The organism is Bacillus sp. NEAU-Y102 (genome assembly GCF_054788175.1).
The window spans coordinates 125,100-147,988 of sequence record NZ_JBTWFK010000007.1 but is presented as its reverse complement, the minus strand read 5'-3'; the positions used below and the strand labels follow the sequence as shown (position 1 = coordinate 147,988).

At 39.2% G+C, this 22,889-nt stretch carries 20 protein-coding genes; all 20 read right to left on the bottom strand.

Annotation, left to right across the window (positions count from 1 at the left end):
* Positions 1-87 precede the first annotated feature (87 nt).
* Entirely contained in the window at positions 88-816 is a 729-nt protein-coding gene (locus ACYFX0_RS18950; RefSeq protein ID WP_460271348.1) for a MerR family transcriptional regulator, read from the bottom strand.
* Complete coding sequence (locus tag ACYFX0_RS18945; protein WP_460271347.1) at positions 816-1,610, bottom strand: MerR family transcriptional regulator; 795 nt, start codon at positions 1,608-1,610, stop codon at positions 816-818. Before ACYFX0_RS18945 ends, ACYFX0_RS18950 begins: the two co-directional genes overlap by 1 nt.
* Entirely contained in the window at positions 1,603-2,154 is a 552-nt protein-coding gene (locus tag ACYFX0_RS18940; RefSeq protein WP_440028083.1) for a helix-turn-helix domain-containing protein, read from the bottom strand. Before ACYFX0_RS18940 ends, ACYFX0_RS18945 begins: the two co-directional genes overlap by 8 nt.
* A gap of 6 nt (positions 2,155-2,160) precedes the next feature.
* Positions 2,161-3,417, bottom strand: coding sequence for a MerR family transcriptional regulator (locus ACYFX0_RS18935; RefSeq protein WP_460271345.1), 1,257 nt, complete (start codon positions 3,415-3,417; stop codon positions 2,161-2,163).
* Positions 3,418-3,608: 191 nt separating this feature from the next.
* Entirely contained in the window at positions 3,609-4,424 is an 816-nt protein-coding gene (locus ACYFX0_RS18930) for a hypothetical protein (protein ID WP_460271343.1), read from the bottom strand.
* A gap of 56 nt (positions 4,425-4,480) precedes the next feature.
* Positions 4,481-5,005 (bottom strand): hypothetical protein, encoded by a 525-nt coding sequence (locus ACYFX0_RS18925; protein WP_460271342.1) that lies wholly within the window; start codon positions 5,003-5,005, stop codon positions 4,481-4,483.
* 63 nt (positions 5,006-5,068) lie between these two features.
* The gene (locus ACYFX0_RS18920) at positions 5,069-6,793 is read right to left on the bottom strand and encodes an SNF2-related protein (RefSeq protein WP_221660337.1); all 1,725 of its coding nucleotides are present in this window, start codon (positions 6,791-6,793) and stop codon (positions 5,069-5,071) included.
* 882 nt (positions 6,794-7,675) lie between these two features.
* Entirely contained in the window at positions 7,676-11,575 is a 3,900-nt protein-coding gene (locus tag ACYFX0_RS18915; protein WP_460271340.1) for an FtsK/SpoIIIE domain-containing protein, read from the bottom strand.
* 17 nt (positions 11,576-11,592) lie between these two features.
* A complete protein-coding gene (locus tag ACYFX0_RS18910; protein ID WP_221660334.1) occupies positions 11,593-11,787 on the bottom strand; it encodes a hypothetical protein in 195 nt (64 codons plus the stop codon).
* A 113-nt stretch (positions 11,788-11,900) separates the two neighbouring features.
* Positions 11,901-12,296 (bottom strand): hypothetical protein, encoded by a 396-nt coding sequence (locus tag ACYFX0_RS18905; RefSeq protein WP_460271338.1) that lies wholly within the window; start codon positions 12,294-12,296, stop codon positions 11,901-11,903.
* Positions 12,297-12,315: 19 nt separating this feature from the next.
* Positions 12,316-13,524 (bottom strand): Alp7A family actin-like protein, encoded by a 1,209-nt coding sequence (locus tag ACYFX0_RS18900; protein WP_460271336.1) that lies wholly within the window; start codon positions 13,522-13,524, stop codon positions 12,316-12,318.
* 306 nt (positions 13,525-13,830) lie between these two features.
* Positions 13,831-16,098: a helicase HerA domain-containing protein gene (locus ACYFX0_RS18895; protein WP_460271334.1), complete on the bottom strand. Its 2,268-nt coding sequence runs from the start codon at positions 16,096-16,098 to the stop codon at positions 13,831-13,833.
* 1,051 nt (positions 16,099-17,149) lie between these two features.
* On the bottom strand, positions 17,150-17,722 hold the full coding sequence (locus ACYFX0_RS18890) for a hypothetical protein (protein ID WP_460271332.1): 573 nt from the start codon (positions 17,720-17,722) through the stop codon (positions 17,150-17,152).
* Between the two features lie 560 nt (positions 17,723-18,282).
* Complete coding sequence (locus ACYFX0_RS18885; protein WP_460271331.1) at positions 18,283-18,645, bottom strand: hypothetical protein; 363 nt, start codon at positions 18,643-18,645, stop codon at positions 18,283-18,285.
* 301 nt (positions 18,646-18,946) lie between these two features.
* Positions 18,947-19,522 carry a hypothetical protein gene (locus ACYFX0_RS18880; RefSeq protein ID WP_460271330.1) on the bottom strand — a complete coding sequence of 192 codons (576 nt, stop codon included), beginning with the start codon at positions 19,520-19,522 and terminating at the stop codon, positions 18,947-18,949.
* Positions 19,523-19,540: 18 nt separating this feature from the next.
* Positions 19,541-20,116 (bottom strand): hypothetical protein, encoded by a 576-nt coding sequence (locus tag ACYFX0_RS18875; RefSeq protein WP_460271328.1) that lies wholly within the window; start codon positions 20,114-20,116, stop codon positions 19,541-19,543.
* 104 nt (positions 20,117-20,220) lie between these two features.
* Positions 20,221-20,700, bottom strand: a complete 480-nt coding sequence (locus ACYFX0_RS18870; protein WP_460271326.1) for a hypothetical protein — start codon at positions 20,698-20,700, stop codon at positions 20,221-20,223.
* A gap of 46 nt (positions 20,701-20,746) precedes the next feature.
* The gene (locus tag ACYFX0_RS18865) at positions 20,747-20,917 is read right to left on the bottom strand and encodes a hypothetical protein (RefSeq protein WP_460271325.1); all 171 of its coding nucleotides are present in this window, start codon (positions 20,915-20,917) and stop codon (positions 20,747-20,749) included.
* 12 nt (positions 20,918-20,929) lie between these two features.
* Entirely contained in the window at positions 20,930-21,166 is a 237-nt protein-coding gene (locus ACYFX0_RS18860; protein WP_460271323.1) for a hypothetical protein, read from the bottom strand.
* Between the two features lie 112 nt (positions 21,167-21,278).
* The gene (locus ACYFX0_RS18855; protein WP_460271321.1) at positions 21,279-22,883 is read right to left on the bottom strand and encodes a hypothetical protein; all 1,605 of its coding nucleotides are present in this window, start codon (positions 22,881-22,883) and stop codon (positions 21,279-21,281) included.
* Positions 22,884-22,889 lie beyond the last annotated feature (6 nt).

Here is a 22,889-nt window from a genome sequence, read left to right as displayed (position 1 = left end):
CTTTCGTTTACCGTTTGTTTTGTTACATTTAATATACCATTTATTTATATTTTGGTCAATAGTTAAATACGTAAAAGGAGCATACTCCTATGCTCCCAGAACCTTTTTCACTGCATCAAACAACAACACACCGCTTTTGTTTAACTCTTTAATCTGTTTAGCTATATCAATATCCTTATCCGTATAAACCCGAGTCCCTTTCTTTGTTTTTGATACCCTATACCCTTGCTCATCTAGTAAGTTCATATACTTCCTAAATGTATGCCCGAGGATTCCGGACTTAATCGAAGCTTCCTGTAAATAATATGTGTTTGGTTCATTATCGGAATCCGTACCAGTCAGTAAAACTGCCTTATCCTCACCAATTTTCCTACACATCTTACGCACCAATTCTATATCTTCCTCAGAATATAACCTCATACCCGCTACGATTCTATGTAATTGATGACCCTCAACCTCCAAATACGTCACACAATCTCGGAACACACGACTATCTACACCAATCTTTTCTGCAGCATCCTTTAATCGGAATAGTTTTTTATTTGGGTCTGTAAGTATGGAAATGATTTCAGTATCTTCATCTTCTATCCCCATAATATTCTTTGCAGTTGTATATAATGGAATACCTAACTCAGCATACTCAACCATCTTCCTTACTGCTTCAATATCCTTACTTGTGTAAATTCTATGCCCGTTCCCTAACCTTTGTACAACATACCCATGCTTCTCCAGTAACCGAATGTAATCACGAAACTGTACATCCTCTATCTTTACCATACGACACGCATCCTTTAGTTTAAATAACACCTCCCCCATTATGAACACCTCTTGTTATCACTCAATATTATATTTACAGCCGCACCTGCACGTACTCCAGATTCTATTAATCCCCTCAATTTCCGAACTGCCGCTATTGTTTCAGCCGTATACAGTCGAATACCTTGCTCATTTCTAGCAACCGTATACCCTCCTCTTTCAAGGGCAATCATATAGCGAAGTATATCGTCTTTATCGTATCCGAGCATATCCGCTACTACACGCAGTCGATACGTTTTTTCACCTGTATTCTTTACAACCCTAACCTCGTTAAGCTCCGCCACTACCTTTTCTGCAGCATCAACTAACCTCATACCCTCATCGTTATATGTCATCATCTTCTGGATAATATTAATATCTTTTTCAGAGTATACTCTGTTTCTTCCGTTCACCAATGTAAACTTATACCCCTTTTTCTCTAGTGTTTTAGTATGATTTGCAACCGTATGTACACTAGTTCCCAATCTTTCCGCCACCGTTAACCTACTGTATCTGCTATAATCCATATCTACCAATACTGTCTCACCTTTTGACTCCTTAAGGATTCTCTGAGCAGCCACCAGTAAATTTTCCCCTCGTCTTTCGCACTCCCTTAATTTTAAAATAGACTGTACCTCTTCATCAGAATAGATTCGAAGCCCTCTGTCATCCCGATTGATTTCACGACCTAAACTCTCAAACACTTTCGCATACCTTAAAGCAACTTGTCCGTCTACATTCATGAGATTTTTTAGCTGCGCCAAACGACTCCAACCGTCATCGACCTTACAACCAAATTTTAATGAATTAGCCATTTAAATCCTCCTCTTTATGTTTAGTTACAATTAATTTAGCCGCTTGCTTAACCTCTAACCCGCCGAGATGCTCTCCCTGCATTTTCGTAAGTAAGTTAACCAACTCATCTGTATACATCCGTCTTCCGTTCCTATCCCTCTGCACAACATACCCTTCTTCTTCAAGATAATTAGCATACCGAACCACATTAGGAAACGGTATCCCTAACCTATCCGCAATATCCTTTATCTTATGTGTAGTTTGAAAAGCGAGTTTAATATCCAGTAACTCATCTTCACTTAACATATCTGGGTCAATAATATATTTTGCTATCACATCTAACCGCACCCGTGTATATGAGTACTTCCGAATTTCAGATATGAACGCTATGTCTTTTTCTGTATATAACCTACGCCCAAGACTGTTTGTACGTATCACATACCCCACGGACTCCAATAGTCGTGCGTAGCGATTCGTCTCACTAAACCTATCAAACCCTAAAAGGTCTGCTGCTTCTCTTGACGTATATGTTTTATCTGACTCGTAACCAAGTGCTGCAACCATACCACTTTACTCCTTCTCAATTTTATCCATCATCACCTGTTTAGCTGCTTTCTTAACCTGTACACCATCTATATGTAACTTCTGCATATCTACTAATAACTGGACTAACTCATCATCATATACTCGACGACCTTTACTATCTTTTTGTACGTTATACCCCTCATCCTCCAGATAATTTACATAACGTACAATGTTAGGGCGTTTTACTCCCATCAAATCAACAACATCCAATAGTTTATATACAGACTTCTCTATTCTGTTTGCATCCAGTTTTTCAGTTTCTGTTAAAGATTGTGGATTTATCAACATCTTTGCAATCGTAATCAATGGAACATTACGTCCTACCTTTGTAGATAACTCGGCGAGTAAATCCACATCCTTTTCCGTGTAAAATCTATACCCTCGTATGTTTTTGCAAAAAATATATCCTTCCTCTTCTAAAGCTGATGCGTACTTATTAATTAAGTATCTATCACCAAACCCCAATATAGCCGTAGCCTCATTAGATGTAAGTAAACCCTTAGATACTTCACAAACCTTCTTCTCTTTTTCTATTTCTTTTTCAATCTCAGCAATATCATCGTCGTTTAACGCAACTTTCCCCTTACTAACTACCGTATATCGTTTTCCTTCCTCTTCTAACTTACGGATACACGCCTTTACTAAAACTTTACTTGCTCCCAACTTTTCGGACGCTACAATTTCTGTGTACATTTTGGTCATATCCCCATATGGACACTCTTTCATTAACCAGTTTGCAATATCTGTGAAAGCCCATCCGTTTCTGTTCATTGCAAACCCTTTTCTAAGTACATCAAAATCTTTCTCCGTGTAAATTCGGTAACGTTTATTGTTTCTTTTAAATTCATACCCTTCACTCTGTAAACACCTAGAGAACAAAGTTAACTCACTAGCATCTACACCTAACAATTTCGAAGCAGCGTCCAAAACATACATACCTTTCAATTCCTCTGAAAGCCTATCTATCAACTCTGAACCTACTGTACCCTTATCCATGATTGTATTAACTGCAACCTCTAAATCCATTCCATGTTCGTCTAACACAATCAATCCATGTAAGCAACGAACCAAGTCCTCAGAGTAAAATCGGAACTGTGTACCCGAAGCGCTTACTGGATATCCCTTTTCTTTCAACATGCGAATATAGCGATTTAAAATATAAATTTTTACCCCCAATCGCTCACATACCTCCTTCGCGGTATACCCAATCCCGCCACTACGTAACCCATCTACACAATTCATTTTAGCTCCTCCTGACATATCTTTTCGTTGTCTTAAATATACCAGATTATTATATTTTAGTCAATAGAAAAGGGAATCCCTAAAGACCCCCGGCAAATATAACCCCTATCTCTTCAAAATACGTACCTCTCTCAGAGTAATCGAACCGCAAAGATACGGATATACCTACATTACTTATCTTCTCAGATACGTCAACCTACATACTTTTTCGTGATACCCTCTACACATCTTCGTAATGGAACTCCAGAATCTTCCCCACGTTCAAGAACCTCCCGAAACACCGATACATCTTGTTCGGAAAAGACCCGATGTGTCCTTAGTCTCCTAATCGGGTAACCACTCTCCTCCAATAACCGGATACAGTGACTCATTTTACTTCTGCTTACCACCACATCTAACATTTCTACAACATCCTTTACTTTATATGGATGCGTCTTTGTATACCCTATGTATTCTATATCTTTATGTAAAACTTTTTTAGCAGCGTTCTGTAATGAGTACCTGCTATCTTTCAAACTCCTCATCTTTAGTACAAGGTCTATATCTTCATTATAGTAACGCCTTACCCCTACCTTATTGGTTTCATAAACCCTACCCTCTTTAACTAACAGGCTGATATATTTCAAAAATATTGTTGCACCAAACCCTACTATATCTGCTGCCTCATGTAACTCATAGGATTCCCCATCTTGTTTCCTCAGGGAAAGTTTCACACGTCTGTCTTCAGCACGTATATCCGCTTGCATCTGTAAATCCTCACGAAGTCTCTCGTCATGAGGATTCATGACAAACTGAGCAGCTTCCACTAACGTGAAACTTCCATCCTCAAACAATCGTCTTGTTTCCATAACCAACTCTTTATCCTCATCTGAAAAAATACGATTTCCCGCAGCGTTTACCCTCTTCTTTTTTCCTTCCTTCTCAAGAAGCTTAATGATATAGATGAATGAGCTGTAATCTAAATTAAGCTCACGTACCATATCCACTCCCCTGTAAATCTTACCCATAACAACCTACACCTCTCTTTTTGATAGAAAGAAAGGAAGCTCGAAAGCTCCCTCCTTTATGAAAAGTCATTAATTTTACCCACCAGATGCTCACGTACACGAGCTAAGTAACTTTCGATAAACCCATCAACTGCTTGTCCATATGCAGTCATGTCCCAATCCTTAAAGTCTTCCCATGTAACTGCAAGACCTTTTACCTGCTCTCGAGACACTTTAGCATCCTCACCATTTACCGCCAGACCTTTAACCTCGATAAGATATTCATTTACAAACTGTAACCAAACATCATCTTTCACAAAACTACCAACTGCACCTGTAGAAAGCTTTTGCTCACCATGTTTATTTAACGCCCCAAAAGCAGGAATACGCGCAATCTCAACTGCTGTATCCGTGTTAGCATGCTCTCCACTCTCAAGCAGCTGTAATGACACTTCACTTTCTGCATCTAACACTAATGCTATGTCCTTATCTACGTTATCCATTCCTGTCTCTACCATATCCTCCGCCCAGTCCTCAGCGAATGTTGCTGCGCCCACACTGTTCTTTACACCATTTAAAATTTGTACCCAATTCGTATTCATATGTTTCTCCCCTTTTTTGATTAAATTCGTTTCTGTGTATTTTTACACTTTCAGTATGTTTTGCTAATCCATACCAAGTAGCTGTCTAACCTCACGTTCAATATCCTCAAACGTTCTGTTATTGGCTTCCATCCACTCGAACTTCTCAGCAATCCCATCCATTAATTCCTCTTTGTACATGTTCCGTAGTTGCTTTACTAACGCACCATATACATCCTCTTTCTGACCTGTAAACTCATTCCCATGATGTTCACGGAAATGTGCAAGACGTACAATATTGACCATCTCAGGCGAATCCATATAACAGAAGAAATCATAAAATTTCTTCTTCTCATAGTTGTTCCTATCAATACGACCTTTAATTTGATTCGTACGTTGTGGCATCGTTGGTATATCATAGAAAAGTATTCTATCGGAAGTCGGTATGTTAACTGCCTTCTCGACATTGAATACTAACATATCTAACTGTCCACTATTGAATAACCTAAGCGTCTCTGTCTTATCCTCAACAGAAATATCACCATTCAGTATTCCTACTTTGTAACCTAACGCCTCTAACTCTTCCTTCATTGTTTTTTGAGACTCTTTATTGTAGACATACACAAGTGGTCTATCATCCTCCACCGTCTGTGCAAACTCAATAACTGCCTTCAATTTAGGAGAAGTCTTCTGCGAAAATTCCGCATCCGGGTCAGAAGTCTTCGGACTGTTAATAAGAGACACATTTGCTGACTCACTTATCTGCTTTTTCTGTTTTGCCGTAAGTTCTACTCCGTGCAAGACGTAGTTATGCTCCGGTAAGTCTTTCGAATAATCTCGTTTAGAACGTGCTATGTAGTAATACTTTAACCTATCCCTTAATTCAGCCTGATTCTTATAGTCCACAATCTCGCCGACTTTACGTTTGACCACATGCTGCTGAAACGGGTCAAATTTAGATAGGTCTCGCATGTAAACCTCTCGACCCCCACGAACTACATACCTTGTCTCAAGAAAATCCTTATTCGGTATCAACTTTGGTTTTAGTACATTGAACTGGTAGTAGAAATCGAAAATGTTCTTTTCGAAACTTGAACCGTTTAAAAAGATAACTCTTTCAATTCCACCCTCGAATTTGTTTACAATGTTATTTACTGTTTTATATAACATAGACTTTGGGTTTAGTAGTTTTGAAGTCTCATCGAATATAGCAAACTCATACTCATTCGCATGCTCCAAGTAGTACTCTAAAAATCCATTCGTCTTTAACCCGTCCCAGTTTGTAATTACTCCATCCTGCTCATCCATATCATGTTTTCGCAGCGCACGTGCAATCCCCGTACTAGATTTTGTAAGTGGTACGATTCTAATACCGTAACTATTCCACTCATTCGCAAAACCCATAACGTGACTCGAATCCGTCACAACTAGAACCTTCTTAGGCTTCAACCCTTTTCTTTTCTGCATATATTTGTAGTACGCATAACTCGCTGCCGACATAACTGTTTTACCTAAACCCGGTTTATCTCCAATAAAAAACCTCGGGTTCACATAACTCATTAACACTGGAGATACCTGCGCCTCACGCAAGTAAATCTCTACACAATCCCGATTGAACTCCCGTGCCGACCTCACTAAAATATCCGCCGTCTTTTCAATCTTCTTAAACGGCACGACCTTCAGAAAATCGAGCATCTCTGTTTGTTTTTTAGAAAGCCCTCCACTCATGTAGAAATCGGGACTCTCCTCAAACAGCATTTCTTCAAAGTCATTCTCTTGGAATTGTGCCACCCTGCTCTGAAATAACAAATGGTCACGCCTCCTCACATATGCATAATATATACCTTTATTGTAACAGGTATAAACTTTTCATATGTGAATCCCTTATCATTTTTCACAAATACTTACCCTTTTATTTTCAAGCCTGTCTCCCCTGTCCATCCCGCTATTTCGCACCTTCCTTTTTATCAATTCCTTACATTTCATTTTCGTCACTCACAGTATCATCGCTTTCTTAAAAATACTTTCCCTTATTTCATACCTCTGTTTTGTACCCATCTTCCTTTATCTATCTTCATACTCCTACCTTGTATACCTCATCTTTATTTATTACACACCAGACACTCCACAACCTTTATAGAAGCCACCCAAACTATTTTACATAGAAAATACCGTCCCCAGACAACCCTCCTACATAAAGCACAAACACACCCTCTCACAGATACCTACAAAGTTCCACACCATGCGCAACACTTATTACATCTACTTTCGAACACGACCCATTACCTATTGCTACGTACAAAACCACAACCTTACACCCAAAGGTTTACCACCAAACCGATGCCGTATGTGACACAATCATTTTCTTCGTATTTTGTATATTGTACTTTCCAGTCTCGGGACAATCTATCAGAGTTACCTCAAGTAACTGGCGTAAATGTACCTTATATTTCTTATATTTTGTATTTTGCACTATCTACCTTTTTAAGATTTAACACCGTAAATACAACCTACAAGTCACCTTATATTCCTATTTCTTATATTTTGTATTTCTTACTTTCTAGTAAACCAAAAATCTTTCATGTAACATATGTAGGATTCTAAGGTTTTATTTATTCTATATTTCTATATTTTGTATTTACCGCTTTCCTATAAACACAAAAAAGGAAGGGTCTCCCCCTCCTTTTGGTTTTACTTCTCCGCTACATACACATCGCCGTCATCAAAAATTAAGGTCATGTTTAGCGCCTTATCTATTTTCTTTTTCGGATACACAGCGTGTAAATCATCTTTGGCTATGCAATAAGAGAACATATCGATTTTTGTACCATTATTAAAAATATACTGTTCTACCGTTTCTTGCGGTTCTTCATTTCTAGTGATTGTCGGAGAATCATAGGCAACTTTTACCGCACCGACTGGAGCAGGTTCTTTCTTTGGAGCAGAAACCTCTATCACTTTTGGTTTTACCCCCGAGTCTACCTCTAGTTTTGGCTCTGGACTTACTACAGGTTTTTGCGTTTGCTTCGGTTCTAATTTAACCTCAAACTCAGGAACAGGACTTTGAACAACAACCTCTTTATGTGGTTTATTTTGTTCTTTTCCCGTTTTTTGCTCCTGCACCTTTCCGCCAACCCCTAAGATATCACTTAAGTTTACAGTAGGTTGTTTAAGATGGTTTGGGTTACTTGCCCCCAATCCTTTATCCTCCTGCAGCTCTTTTTCCCTACGACCAATCTCGTCGATATCCTCTAACGGATTTAACACATCTTCCAAATTGCTCCGGTCTGCATCTTCTTCTACCGAAAAACCTAAAACTTCACTCGACGAGTGAAATTTATCTACTATATCTACTTTTTCTGCGGGGAGGTTGATTTTACCCCCTTTTTCGGCACTTTCAGACCTATATACCAGTTCTTCACCTACTGTTTCAGTATCAGTTTCACTGTGTCTTTCACTCAATTCTGCATCTACTAAAGAGAAATCATCAGCTACTGCCTCTATCACTGTATCGTCTAATGTGAAACCCTCATCCTCACTATCGTCCCCAAACACATCTATCGGTTCTGGTATTTCAGATAATTTGCTTTCAGTCGTTTCAGAATCAAGACCGTTATCCGTATCAGAATGTACCAATATATCCATAAAACTTGGAAAATCCTCTACGCTATCCTTAGCCTCAAATCCACTAACCTGCTCAGGTGGATTATGGGAAGAATGACCTACCTCATCCTCTTCATAATTTTGACCCCCAAAAGCAGATAATAAATCCTGCTCCTCGTTACCTGCAGTTACGCCCTCAACCTCTTCGGTTATATCTTCAAATGACGGAAATTTGAAATTATCAATATCCAAATCATCCTCATTATCAACCAAACCATTACCTAAACCATTCGGCTCATTATTAAGGCTCGATGTACCGTGTTCGCTATCTTCTTCAGTGAAATATTGTGTTTCTTTAAAATTTGTTTCTTCGTCTTTCTGAACATCATTTGTATTTTCTAGTATTTCATCAAAGGACGGGAAACCGTCAAGAGAACCCCCAAACGATGCGTCACTATCTATAACCCCGATACCTCTTTCATCTGACTCATCTTCCACACTATCAAAGGACTGAATATCCTCAGCTTTGTTGAAAATTGATATTTCGTCTTTCTCTAATGAAACCTTACTTTCATAACCAGTAGGGGCGTTATCGTATAACGGAACATCTATAGCATCCTTACCTAAATTCACACCCATTCCGACTGGCGCTAGCTTAGAAGCAGCATCCTCATCCTCAAGGTCTAAAGCATACCCTCTACTTACCGTCATAGCGTTTAAAATCTTACCCTCACGTAACTCCTGTAGTGATTTCGCTACATATTCGTTACGATTAAAGGCTTTAGGGAAATTCATCCCTTCCGGCGGAACTGTAAGGTCACTATTACCTGCAGCCCTTCTTAACCAATCAAGTGCTACAACACGAATAAGTGCTAGCATTTGCTCGTTGTTTGTTCCCCCTAGAGTAAGAGTCTTTAACATAAAGAACCCGGAATAATCAAAGGTAGAAGCTAACCCCATACCCATCATATTCGGTTTTTTGATTTTCTTAATTTCCTCTCCAAACATTGTCGTGAAGTCGGACATTGCATCCATACGCATACCAAACTTAAACGAACTGTTAGCCATTACCGTTTTAGGTACTGATTTATCAATTGAACGTTGCCCGATAGTAAGAATCCTTACCCCTGCAGAACGCCCTTTTGCCGTAATCGTACCCATAATGTTACGTACAGACATGTACATTTCTTTATCGTCATCACGCTCTTCGTACTCAAGCATGGTAGCCGTAATCTCATCCATAATAACAATCAGTAGCGGGAACTTCTTCATAGTCTCATAATCGCCCTTTTTACGTAGCGCTTTACGCAACCCTTTTAAATCCTCTGCTCCATACTGCGTCATAAGCTCTTGTCGTCGTTTACGTTCCTCTTCTACCTCAAGCAGTATCTCTAAGAACGTACTTATATCGTAGTGATACCCCAATACGTGTGGCATCCTAGCAAACGACTCCCAAAACGGCGCACGTTTCGCATCCATAACGATGAACTGCACACTATCGTAAGAATTTGCTAATACAAAATTCCACATAAGAGAGAATGTCAGCCACGACTTACCAGAGCCAGAACCCCCAACTATCGTACCGGAGGTATTGTTTTCAAAGTCAATCACATAAGGCGACTCGTTATCCTGCAACCCTAATAGGATAGGAAGTCCTTTATTCTCATCAGCAAACTGCTCAAGCGCTGTACCACTTTGACTCGCATCACCTTGGAAACGAAGAATGTCACCTAGAGATACAAGCGTTCTACTATCAAATCTGATAAATTTGAATACAAATCTACCTTGATAGAAGCTAACTAGTACCGATACTTCCTTATCGTCCGTAGATGCTTTTAGCATATCTTCAAACGCATCGATTTTACGCTGAATCATGTCTGCTTTAAAGTAAGAAGGAAGTACAACCTCAACCTTATACAGCAGTGGACTATGTTTAATATCTAGAACCGTAAGTTTATTCTCATCTTTCTCGAACTTACTATCTACAGCCACTAACCCTTTAAAGATTGCATAAGCGATATTGTTGTACTCAACCCCGCGCTCTTTCGGTCTTTTGTATTTACCGAAGTTTCTATCGTTCGTAATAATATACGGAGCGAATGAGCGCAGTAACGCTATACGTTCATTGATAACTCGACCCCTATGTTTATTACCCTCAGCGAATACATCCAGTAAGCTATCGTAGAACTCTTGGTCACTTTGAATACTGATAGGAGAAGCCCCAATCGAGTATTTACCCTCGTTTAGGTCATCCTCTTCTTCCTCTTCATATTCATCAGCCAAAACAGCACCAAACTCATCATCTAAGGCAACTCCCTCACCGCTGAAGTTTAATGCCTCAAAATCAAACTCACCGCTATCTTCTTCACCATCTTCCTCTAAATTGCTTTCCTCACTTTCAGCGTTTTCTCCATCTTTCGCAAAGATTCCCTTGTTATAGAGCGCCTTTAATGCGTAAGAGGTTGCTAGAAATGAAATAACAGCTACAAAGAGCTGTACAGAAGGTGTAAACGGTGAATTTAACCCAAGAAGCATAACAAACACCGCAACAGCAGCAGAACCTACATTGATTTTATTCAATGCTGTAAGGATATGCTCCCACTCTTCTTTCTTCGGACAATCCTTTATGATGTCTGTAAATACGTAGTTAACCAGGTAGATAGGTGACATTAACCACGTTTTGACGAAATTCTCTTTCCTCCAATCGTTTGCCGTAGCTACTCCACTCTTATCTCCCGGTTCTGACCCAGACCAACCACCGCCTAAGCCGTCACCACCAACACCCCAACCATCATCCTCATCACCCCCGAAGCTGAACCCTTCTCCACCGATGACATCTTCCATCATGAATCCCGGCTCATCCTCATCGCCTTCTGAATACTGTGAGTTCTGATTATATTCCGTTTTTGTCTCTAGTTTTTTCTTTAAAAACTGATTGTACTTCCCTTGTTCCACCTCGTAGAGATGCCGGTCGGAAAAATTAATCACTCACAACACCTCCTTTTTTACTTCCCATATGTCCCTGCCAACCCGATTAAGCTTGGTAGATTAATTAAAATAAAAATTGCCAATAACACTACCATTGCATAGGATGTGACCTCAACAGGGATTACTTTTGTACCGTCAGACCTACGCCTACCAAGCGCATACGCCAGTACAAGCATGTAGAAAAACATAACTAAGTCAAACAGTAACCGCATGTAACTACCCTCCTAACTGCTTAAATCCCTTACATTTGCTTTTGTCACTTTCACTTAAGTCCCTACAATCTACATAAAAAAGAGCCACCTGCATAAGCAAATGGCTCTTTTTCCTAGAAGTCGGGTCCGCCTCCAAAATCATCCCCGTCAATACCCACACTCTCAACTTCCTCAGAGATATGAATATCACCTTCAGGTACTGCCTCAGGCAATCTTTCTTCTTCTGGCTCGACTTTTACTTCCTCTTTTTTCGTAAATGTAACTGTTGGGGCAGACACCTCGATGTTTCCCCCAAGAATTGCATCTAGCTTTTCATTAATTCCATTCAATAGCGATAGGTTGCCCATTTGCTCAATGATTCTATTGAACATAGCTTCCTTTTCCATCAAGCCTACTATGTATGCAGTAGCCTCTTTTCTCTCGCTTTTTTCTTCCAATTTATCGTACACCCACTCGGGCATATTTTTACCCGTTAACGTAAATCGTTTCATACGCTCTTTACCACTCATAGGAGCATCTCCCTATCTATTACGCTTTTTCAGTAGCACTTAATAGTTCAAGCGCCGCAATATTGATTGTACGAGAAACTGGCGTAAATACCTCGTTATCTCCAATAACCAATAGGTCGCGTAAGAAGTAATGGTTTTTAGCGGCGATTTCTGCGCTTGTCCCGGCTTCTAAAGCCTCTTTGATATATACCTCTAGGATAGGAGCTTCTCCGCCGAAATAAACGAATTTGAGCGTTGTAGAAGCCATCTTAGCGAAAGTATTAAGTACACGTCTAACTAAAATCTTAGCATAGTTACGTAACATAGACGTAATTTGCTCCGTCAAGTCCACACGTACGCCCGTATTTGGGTTTTCTAGCACATATTTTTGTTTTGTATGGTTATCAACTACAAAACGCTCTAATGTACGTAAATCGCTGAAATAACCCATTAATTTATCGTTGCGCAGCTTATCTAACTCACCTAAAAACGGCTTAACTGAGATAACCTGATACGAATCACGAGAGATAGGTGCTGCTAAGTTTTTAGCTAGTAATACAGCATCTGTAGAACCGCCACCAATATCTACTAGAACCGTCTCATAATCCTTGAAATTAGCCGCTTCTGGGCGTGGTACGATAGACGTTTTACCCTCATCATCGTTAACCATTTTGTATTTTAATGCTAGGCGGGCAACCTCACCCTCGATGCGGCAATCTGACTTGTTTACCACAATTGTAAGCTCTGTTTCCATACCTTTTGTAATAAGCTTCACTTTATGTTCACCAGAGAATCTAGCAGCCATCTTCTCTAACGCAATACTGAACTTCGTTTCACGAGTCAATAACCAGATTGGAAGCATCATTTTCATCTTATCAATCTCTACTGTATCAACGTCTTTCGGCTCTTCTGCCTTCACTCTGTAGTTATACGCAACTGCAGCTAAAAACATCGCATAAGGTACTGGAGTTGTGATTTTATCATGCATTTCTCCTACGTGCTGATTCGAATATTCGCTACCCTCAGCCAACTTACCTACCATGAAATAGCGTTCTTCTCCGTCAATATCTGTACAAACCAGAAGACGTTCTAATAAATCAGCTGCATCGTTTACATCACTAATGAAGTATCCTTCTGCTTCCTCTTTTTCAATCTCTACTACGTTAGTTGGAATCTCGAAGTAGTAACCATTTAACAAGAAATTTCCTGTAGAGTTACCAAAATCTCCGTTCATTCTATTAATTTTCATACGAATCCCTCGCCTCTATTACCTTATTTAATTTTCGAGTAGTCGACATTGAGTCTACATTAAATCGACACTAAGTCACACCACTATGAAGTATACCATATCTACCCCCGGATAGGAAGTAATATGTACTTTTCATAGTCAACATTAAGTCTACATTAAATCGACACTAAGTCACACATACCCACAAAATAAATTTGTACCTTTAGCTTAACATAAACCCTAACTCATCAGTTCCTACTGCTTATCAAAACAATAAAAAAGAGAAGGTTTTTCTCCTTCTCTCTTCCTTTTTATCTATCTTACGTACTATTTATGTACCTTTGTACGCTCCCATTTCTTAAATACCTGACTGCCTTTAACCCTATCTTCGAAACTTACATTCATTTTATCCCACTCACCATCTTGAATGAACGCAGAAGTTACCTTATTCTGCACATCAGCACCGTTCGTAAACTCGCTTGTTCGTAAGTTTGGATTGTATGTGTTGTTTACTGTCTTATATAGAGGTAAATCTTCCAACTGTGGATGTGACATCATTTTCACAATAGCTGCCTGCCCTCTGTATTTTACATAGAAGCAATGTTTAAGTGTCGCATCCTCACTGTTATTCTCTTTTACATCTGCTAACTCATTTAAGTACCCTAAGGAGTCATGAAGTGAGAAGTATTCTGCTAACGCCTCCATATCACTTCTATATAGCGCCCCAATAATAATCATTGTAATGTTAGACATAATTGTTCCGATATTTTTATCTAAAGGTGTTGCCCCAGACTCCGCACTGATTAACATCGAAGAAGGTGCGTTTGTAATGAAGTAGTTGATTAAACCTAACTTACGTCCTGCAGATGCAAAGTTGGCTACAATATCCCCAGAGTATCTCTGTTTTAGGTAACGTTGCATCTCCTCAATAAACGTAACTGTTTTAATCCCCTGTACTCTGTTTTGCGCTGCTTTCATTAATGTTAAATGACTTGCGAACATCTGACGTAACGCCAATGCTTTCCCGTCTACTGACGACTCATCCGTTGCTCCCATTGCAAAGTTAAATACAATATGCCGACTCTCCATAATCTCCGGAATATCAATCGGTTTTGAGAACCAGTGTTTACGAGAACCTCCTTCTTCAAAATACGGACGTAAGATTGCTCTGAAATTCTTTAACCTTTCTGCCGTATGTACCTCGATATACTTCTTAGCATGTTTACCTGTTGTCATTTCTACAATCTTAGAGTAGATATGGAAGTACGTTAACCCCTTAGAGTTTTTCCAAGAGTCTCTTTCTTCTGTAACCTCTGCATCCGCATACACCTCACCTAACGCATCACTGAAAATAGCAAGCTGCTCTGGCTCCATTCCGTAGTTTTCATCTACCAGTAAATTGAATACTCGCTCTGTCGACTCAATTGCATTGATTTTCAATTCGGCATCCAGTTCCTCGTCGCCCGTAAGGTCTCCAATAACCATTGTATTTACATATCGCCCCTCAGCTGAACCCATCCCGATTATCTTCGCATCACCGATGTAAGCTAAACCTTTATACTCAGTCCCCTCATAATCAAATACAACTGTTGAAAACAATGGGTCTATCATATAAAACGTATCTAACATCTTCGAATAGTTAGATTTACCCTCACCAGTACCTGCTGTTAGTAAAACGTTCTTCGCATCTGTCCCGCCGTACATATCAAATGCCACAACATCCCGGGACTGTATATCAATTCCGTGATACACACCAATATCGTCCCCGACCTTACCATGTGTAGTGACTGTAAGAGATGTAATTGTATCGTCCGCATACACATCGCCCTCGTTCATCTGGCGTAGTAATGACTTCGCAGGTCTTCCCGCAGGTGAATATGCTTTTTGATATTCGTTTGTCTGAATGAATACCTCTTTATGTTGAATTCGATATCGATATGTGAACGCTCGGAATGTTCTCTCAGCTACCTCTAAAATTTCATCATTATCTGCTACTAATTCAAAGATAATTTTTGTTTTGAAAAACGCAGCGTTCTGCTCATCTTTTGCCTCTTTCAAATATAGGAATGATTTAACCTTACGTACAACCGCAGCACCATATTTATCTGTATTTAACTCATCTTTTAATGTTCTATTCTTTGCCTCTTTTGAAACTCTTGCATGCTGCCTAACAAAGTTGTTCCAACGTGCCTGCGTTCTCTTGTTACTAAAATCAAGTGGGTAAAAGACCCCGTCAATTAACAAGGTAACCGAAACGTTGAAATCCGTCCCATTGGTTGTATTGTGGTTATATACTTCCTTCGCAACCGCTTCACGTAAGTCGGTTACAAACCCCCGGCTTATCTCATCAGGGAGGTCACGAACAAAGAACATCTTCTTTACTCCGTTCCTTGTGAAGATTCGGTTTGTAGAGTAGTAAAACTCCCCATCACTCAATACTCGGGGCGGTACATCCATCCCGCCGTGCGTAATCTTATCCACCAATAACCTCATATATAAATCCATCGCCCCTAAGAGTTTCGCACCTCTTTTGACGATATCAGAAGCCTCCAACTCCTCAGAAGCCTTTAATCGTTTCTTAAATAACCCTTTCATCTGCTACACCTTCCTACTTCGTATTACCTGTTTTTCTTGTTTTCCCTTATATTTATCTATCTGAACGAAAAAAGGATGCTGACATAAGCCATCACCCTTTACGTTGGAGCAACACATGAGTTTTGCATTACCGCCATACAGTTCTATTCTTATTTAAACTTTCACTATCCTTATATGTTTCCAAAAGAAAAAGCACCTCGGAGAAGATGCCTTTCTTTTTCATTGTGCTGAATGAAGTTACACAACGAAGGAGGTGTGACCCTCGACCAGTTTGTAGTTGTATTAATAACCATTGTACGTTCAATTATAGTTGGTAAATATCCCACACTCGGTTACTTTCACATTGTAGGGTTCGCATTTCATTTAATTTGGTTAGTGGTTAGCTACTTTGTTATTTATGCGCATTGCTGAGATGCGAACCCCACAAATCAAATATACAACTTACCTTCATTATATAATCCTTTATGTATATTTCCTGCCATGTTGTTATCAAAAAAAGAGGTCACCTAAATTTAGGTGACCAAATACATACATCTTATGTCGTAGGAAATACAAGAACCTAATACCGACCATGTTCTATGACAAACACAATCTATATTAGATTATAAAGACAACATGAAGGTTTCCGCCTTCACAATATAACTATACCACTATATTTAAATAAAGTCTGTTTAATTGTTATCAAAAAACAAAAGCTCTCCATTTCCGTGGAGAGCTTTCCAAAAGTCCTACAACAAAGACTTTTATATTAATATATTTTGAAGAATTAAGGAGTTTTTTTGGGAATTTGCAGTCCCTACAGGTATTTTACCAGTTCCTTACATTAAGTACAACTAAAAACAAAAAAGAAGTTCCCTACGGCTATAGAGAACTTCCTTCCTTCTTCGGTGGGGCGACGTATCCCACATCTCTGGTAACTTACTTTCGTAAGCGTGTAGAGAACCTTTTCTACCTCGAAGAATTTTGATGTTATTTACTATGAGAAATGAAGCGAATCCACCTTCGCTATTTCATTCAGTGTACCACAGTGAACCTTAGAAATCAAAGCATTCTACGCCTTGCAATCCTCAGGAAAATCTTCTTCTAAGTGGTCAAACTTAAACCTACATTGGAACTCATCCGCGGTTAGTACTTCTTGCTCTTTTCCCTCTGTCTTTACACGTACTGCGACTACCTTCCCATCTTCACCTACATCATACATATCTAACTTATACATTGTAAGAGCCTGCAGAAATCTCTCCCTCACATCTAATTCTTTTGTAGCATCCGGAATCAAATGAATGTACTCGTTCATGCTATGTTTTACGACGGTATCGAAATCTTGACCCTTTAACCAGTAGTTAAATTTATTTAAAAATGACTGAACTGCCTCGAACTTTCCTTGCAGGTAATTCACATCATTTTCATCTTCCTTAGCCTCTTTTGCATCATCCCACGCATCAAATGCGTCACGACACTCTACAATAATTTGCGGTAGCACATCGTACGTTTCTGTCACCGCGTCCGCTTCTGTTTGAATCATACGCAGCCCCTCACGATACCCATTCTCGTAGAAACTGTTATCTGTTTTGATTTTACCCTCAGCGTATTGAATAGCTGCTTTTATTGCTTCACTTGCATCCATACTTACCTCTCCTTTAACCCAAACTGGGTCTTATTATACCCTTAACCACACAAAAGAGGTACTACAACGAGTACCTCTTCCAAAAGGGGAATTAGGGAATATCATTCAAACTGTCAAGTTGGTATGTCTTGATTATTTGAATCATAAAGAAATTAAGACCGACAAGTACTTTTACAAAAGTGAAAGTATCGCCTGTAAGTGCTTTTTGTTTGCCTTACAACTATAACTATACAGTATCTAGCCTCTTCCCACTGCCCCATCGTTATCAAAACAAAGAAAAAGTTACTCAGAATATATCCAAGTAACTTTATTCATCTCGCTTGCACACCTCAATCGGAACTTACAAACGAAACGACTCTAGGTAGTAGAGTTTAGGTATAAATCATGTCCTTATCTATAATACAGTATAATTAAATATTCAACAATACATAAGAAAAAGACACCCCTCTTACAAAGTGTCTTTTCTCGCATAATCCAAAAGGTGATAACTCATAAGAAATTAGGATGGCAAATCCATAAGTTCTACAGTCTTATAGTTTAATTTCCAACTTTTTCTTATTTCAATTATTTGCAGCACAATCCGTGTCATTCGGCTTTACCCACATCATCCCTTTGTACCTTCTCACTAGACCAAAACCTAAAATTCCAACAATCAAAGTAACGAATCCCCAAGCAATAACCGTCACTGTCGGACTTCCAAAATTTGTACGCAACACCACCTCAAGAATGTCATTAGGAATTGCTACATAAATAAGCCCCGAAATAAGCAGTAACACTGCCTTTGTCACCAACATAAACGTTGATTCTGTTACCCCATAAATATAAATACAAATAAGTACCATCGATGCCACTGCAACTGCTGAAACTGACAACATTTTTGTAACTCCAATAACCGCATTTACTACGTCTATACCGTATAGCATGTGCTTACCTCCCAATCCACCTGTATTTAATTACTATATATTTCCTATAGTTACTATCTTAGTACACCACTATTTCGTTTACTCAAACCTTAGTATTTTTATAAATTGCAAACCTTACTATCATAAATAAAATAATTGCCACCTTTTAAGCCACTATCCGAAGCGCTGTTGCTATCTAATCCGCCTCAAGATAAATTACTATCACCTAACATTACTGCAGCCCTATATACAGCCCCTGTACCCCATAAAAAATAAGGACACGAATTTACGCATCCTTATACACCATCTTCTTTGTACTCTATTAATGTACTCGTAATCGATTCCAATCTTCGTAGTACTTATTGTATTTACTTACCTCAGATGTAGGTGTGCGTAATGTCTGCAATGTATCACTAACCTCATTTGACGGGATAACCCAAATATACTTCTGCCCGGCATCCATCCCGACAACTATTAAATATTCGCAAGTTTTACGATATATTTTGCGAATTCTACCGTTCCTGAGAAGCAACTTATTTTGTTTTTGCGGGTATTTACCCGTTCTATTACTCTCAGATAGGGCAAATCTGAACGCTCCATGCAGGTCAATTTTACTTGCACTGAGTACCTGTATCCTTGTTTTCCCATCTAACAGAATATCGAACTCACAAGAACTGTCTTCTCTTCTCACATTTGTTGCGACAAATCCTCTATCACTTAATTCGGACATCACGTAATCTACCGCAGCATCATGAGTAGTCACCCTCGGTTCAATGTTAAACTTCTTCATTTTTCGAAATACCTGATTTCTCTTTAACCCCAGTGATGACTCAATTTCACTAGCAGCCATACCTTTACGTATATACATATCGACCAATGTCTCCTCTGTTAATTCCATAGACACCCACCTCTATATTTATCCTTTTATATTTGACCATTCTTTATAATACTTACTGTATCTACTCTTACTGCTTATAGGTAACTTAATAGACTGCTGTGTATCTCGCAAATCACTGGAGGGCATAACCCACACATGAAACTCATCTTCCTTGACACCTACAAACACAATACTATCGCATGTTTTACTGTATAGTTTCCGAATCCTACCGTTTGGTAGCAACATCCGTACCCCATCTTCTAAAATCGTTTTATCCTTACCACTTACTGTAAACATATATCGAAATCCTGTGTCGTACCAATTCGCCCCCATCACTTGTACTCTGATTTTATCATCTATTAGTAAATCGTAATGATTGGATTTATTGGTATCCTTAACATTATTAACAGAATGTCCCATCTTTACTAACTCTTTGGTTACGTACTCAACTGCAATATCATGTATTGTAGTTCTGGTAGGAATCCCATACATCTCCCTTACCCTTGCTACCCATGTTCTATCCTTTTTACAAATAACCGCAATCTCTATGTCTGACATCTTCTTTACTTCATACATATACCTTAGTTCTTCAGAAGTTACGAACAAATCAGTCACCTCACAATCACCTCGTAATTACGTTATAGTCTTAGTCTACCAACACATGTAGCTGAAATGTCCCTCATTCTTATCAAATAAAAAGGTAGTGGTTACAGTAACCACTACCTTACCTTCCTACGTTCAATTAAATCCCAATCCTCATAGTTCTCTTTATACTTCCCTTTTATACTCTTCACGAATCGAATCAACTTAACTGTATCTGAGAAAACATGCGAACCCACTAACCATGTCTGACATTCCCCTTTGCATTCTCCTACAAACACCATAATGTCACAAGTTAACCTATACAGCTTTCGAATATCCCCGTTTTCAAAATGTAATTTATACTTTTCCTCCAACCCTGCGAACTTCCCACGTCTGCTTGCTTTGATAGAAAAAGCATATGAACCTCCCAGAGAAGAAGCCCCAAATACCTGTAACCTGATTTCTCCATCTACTAAAATATCAAAAAGAGGTACATTACTCGTATCCCACATATTCTCAACCCGATACCCTCTCTTTTTCAGCTCGCTAACCACGTAATCTAACGCATCACGGTGATGGAAATTATACGCTACAAACCCCGCATCCTTCACTACCAAACTATATACCTCCTAAAAAAGAGCAACGTTTCCGCTGCCCTCATTTTTACTCGTGACCAAATTCTCCTCCACACTCATGGTGTTCTTTCATATCTTCTAGGCTTTCACATAGACCTTCTGTACCGTCACCATATACGTGAAACACCTCTTCATTATTGTTAAAACGATTCACTGCCTCTTCAAAACTAATTAGTGTCAGTCCCTCGTATTTACTCATACCAATTTCCACCTATTCTGGTTTATATTTTCCTATTCTTTCAGCCCTGTTAAACGCTTCTTCCATACCCATAGACCTTGGATAGTCCTGCTGTAACTTACTTTCGTTTGGATAATAACAGCTAAATTCGTCTTTATCCCAAGGAGATGCCTCACCGTTTAAGAACTCGATACTCCCGATGTACCAACCCGCTGCAGTCTGCATTCGTATATGACCCATCACATACCCTTCGCTTTGTTGTCTTCCCATATTTGCAACAACCTCCTGTGCTTTTCTATACTATAAGTATACCATTTTATTATATTTTAGTCAATTAAAGCTTCCGATTTATAAAGAAAAAGAAGGGTGAAATTAACCCTTCTTACCTTCCCGCATAACCCAATCTATTTATCCAATCTTCTACTTTTATTCTCAATGTTCCATGACGATTTTCTTGTACGCTAGAACTCACAATTCGACTATCCCACTTAATATCGAAAATAGAATCATCATCTAACGATAACGGTATACCCTTTAACCCAAATTCACGGACGTATCGAGAACGCTGAACCATTGTTATGTATGTCTCTCTGGCGTTTGATTTCACGTAGTAGTTATCGTTCTGCGTATAGTCCACAACAACCAGTAAATCTACATTACGTGAGAATCTCTCGTAACCAGTAAACATAGAGCGACTCGGGAATAGACGAAATACCCTATCCTCAGGCTTCACATCACCTATCTGACCTACAATTGGTACTCCTTTGAAATACTTGTTGTCTAGCCCCTCATCTACCTTCAATATCATAAGGTGACTTAATCCGTGTACTCGTTCCGATAACATATCAAACAGCATCTTAATTGCCAATCTGTGGTACGGCAGCTCGTTAAATACTTTAATGTACACCACATCTGTGCGTTCAAGCGTACAGTTATCTAACAACATGGAGACTCCCACCTCACTTAGTACGTCACTACCCTTACGTAACTCAGCAATTTCACTGTTTTTCTTGCTAATCTCTATAGACTTGCTAGATAACTCTATTTGTACATCCGTAAGTTTTTCCTCTAAGTCTCGTATACTTTCCCTCGCTGCATCTAACTCTTTTACATTCATTGCGTATACTTCCTCGTCTACTCGACTACGTATAATCTGCAACTTTTCTTCCTCTAATTTTGCAAGGTCTCGTTTGAATCCTTCAAGTTTCTTCTCTAACCTCTTACGTTCTTCATCCCTACCCGCATAGTACCGTTCCTGACCTTTTAGCTTAAATTCTAGCTCTTGTTTTTCACGCAATATAGCATCTTTTTCTCGCACATAATGGTTGGTCTTCTCTACCTCAATATCTAGGTCTAACTCCAACTTTTTCACTTTCTCCGTTAATGCTACACACTCCTCTTTATACTTCTCGAGGTCAGGCATCAACTCATTCTCAATTTGACCCTTCATATCCATAAGAAGCTGCAGCTTCTCTTTATCCTTAGCCACTACCTCCGCTTTTTCTTCCTCTAATTTAGCTATTTTTCCTTTTGCGGCGTTTAAGTCAACCTCTAACCCCAGGATAAGGTCTTTTGTTGTATCCGTTGTATCTAGGTTACGAATCTGACCTTCTCGTCTGTCATCTTGTGCAAACTTTAACATCGCTCGGATTGTACCAAACCTTTTGGCATCCTCAAACACCTTATCGATACCTACCTCAACGACTCTGATTCCTTTTAACGTCTTTAAGGCTCTTACTAACGTTGAAAAGTTAGCCACAATATCAGGTGGCATAGAATCGGTAAGGATAACCGAAGCATAGGCATTACCGCCACTCCGTACGTCATCTAACTTCATTACGAAGTCATCCGGCGTACGAATCAGCATAACAGGACGGTTTAACCCGTCCTCGATTTCCTGCTTGATTACTAGTTTATCTGTGAATAACCATATTGGTTCATTATCCGGAAAATAACCTTTGTTTACTTGTTTCTCAGCTACCTCCAACGGAAA

Excerpts from the sequence above, each read along its gene's own strand:
- ACYFX0_RS18950 (WP_460271348.1), bottom strand. The coding sequence starts at position 816 with ATGGGGGAGGTGTTATTTAAACTAAAGGATGCGTGTCGTATGGTAAAG.
- ACYFX0_RS18945 (WP_460271347.1), bottom strand. The coding sequence starts at position 1,610 with ATGGCTAATTCATTAAAATTTGGTTGTAAGGTCGATGACGGTTGGAGT.
- ACYFX0_RS18940 (WP_440028083.1), bottom strand. The coding sequence starts at position 2,154 with ATGGTTGCAGCACTTGGTTACGAGTCAGATAAAACATATACGTCAAGA.
- ACYFX0_RS18935 (WP_460271345.1), bottom strand. The coding sequence starts at position 3,417 with ATGAATTGTGTAGATGGGTTACGTAGTGGCGGGATTGGGTATACCGCG.
- ACYFX0_RS18930 (WP_460271343.1), bottom strand. The coding sequence starts at position 4,424 with ATGGGTAAGATTTACAGGGGAGTGGATATGGTACGTGAGCTTAATTTA.
- ACYFX0_RS18925 (WP_460271342.1), bottom strand. The coding sequence starts at position 5,005 with ATGAATACGAATTGGGTACAAATTTTAAATGGTGTAAAGAACAGTGTG.
- ACYFX0_RS18910 (WP_221660334.1), bottom strand. The coding sequence starts at position 11,787 with ATGCGGTTACTGTTTGACTTAGTTATGTTTTTCTACATGCTTGTACTG.
- ACYFX0_RS18905 (WP_460271338.1), bottom strand. The coding sequence starts at position 12,296 with ATGAGTGGTAAAGAGCGTATGAAACGATTTACGTTAACGGGTAAAAAT.
- ACYFX0_RS18900 (WP_460271336.1), bottom strand. The coding sequence starts at position 13,524 with ATGAAAATTAATAGAATGAACGGAGATTTTGGTAACTCTACAGGAAAT.
- ACYFX0_RS18895 (WP_460271334.1), bottom strand. The coding sequence starts at position 16,098 with ATGAAAGGGTTATTTAAGAAACGATTAAAGGCTTCTGAGGAGTTGGAG.
- ACYFX0_RS18890 (WP_460271332.1), bottom strand. The coding sequence starts at position 17,722 with ATGGATGCAAGTGAAGCAATAAAAGCAGCTATTCAATACGCTGAGGGT.
- ACYFX0_RS18885 (WP_460271331.1), bottom strand. The coding sequence starts at position 18,645 with ATGCTATACGGTATAGACGTAGTAAATGCGGTTATTGGAGTTACAAAA.
- ACYFX0_RS18880 (WP_460271330.1), bottom strand. The coding sequence starts at position 19,522 with ATGGAATTAACAGAGGAGACATTGGTCGATATGTATATACGTAAAGGT.
- ACYFX0_RS18865 (WP_460271325.1), bottom strand. The coding sequence starts at position 20,917 with ATGAGTAAATACGAGGGACTGACACTAATTAGTTTTGAAGAGGCAGTG.
- ACYFX0_RS18860 (WP_460271323.1), bottom strand. The coding sequence starts at position 21,166 with ATGGGAAGACAACAAAGCGAAGGGTATGTGATGGGTCATATACGAATG.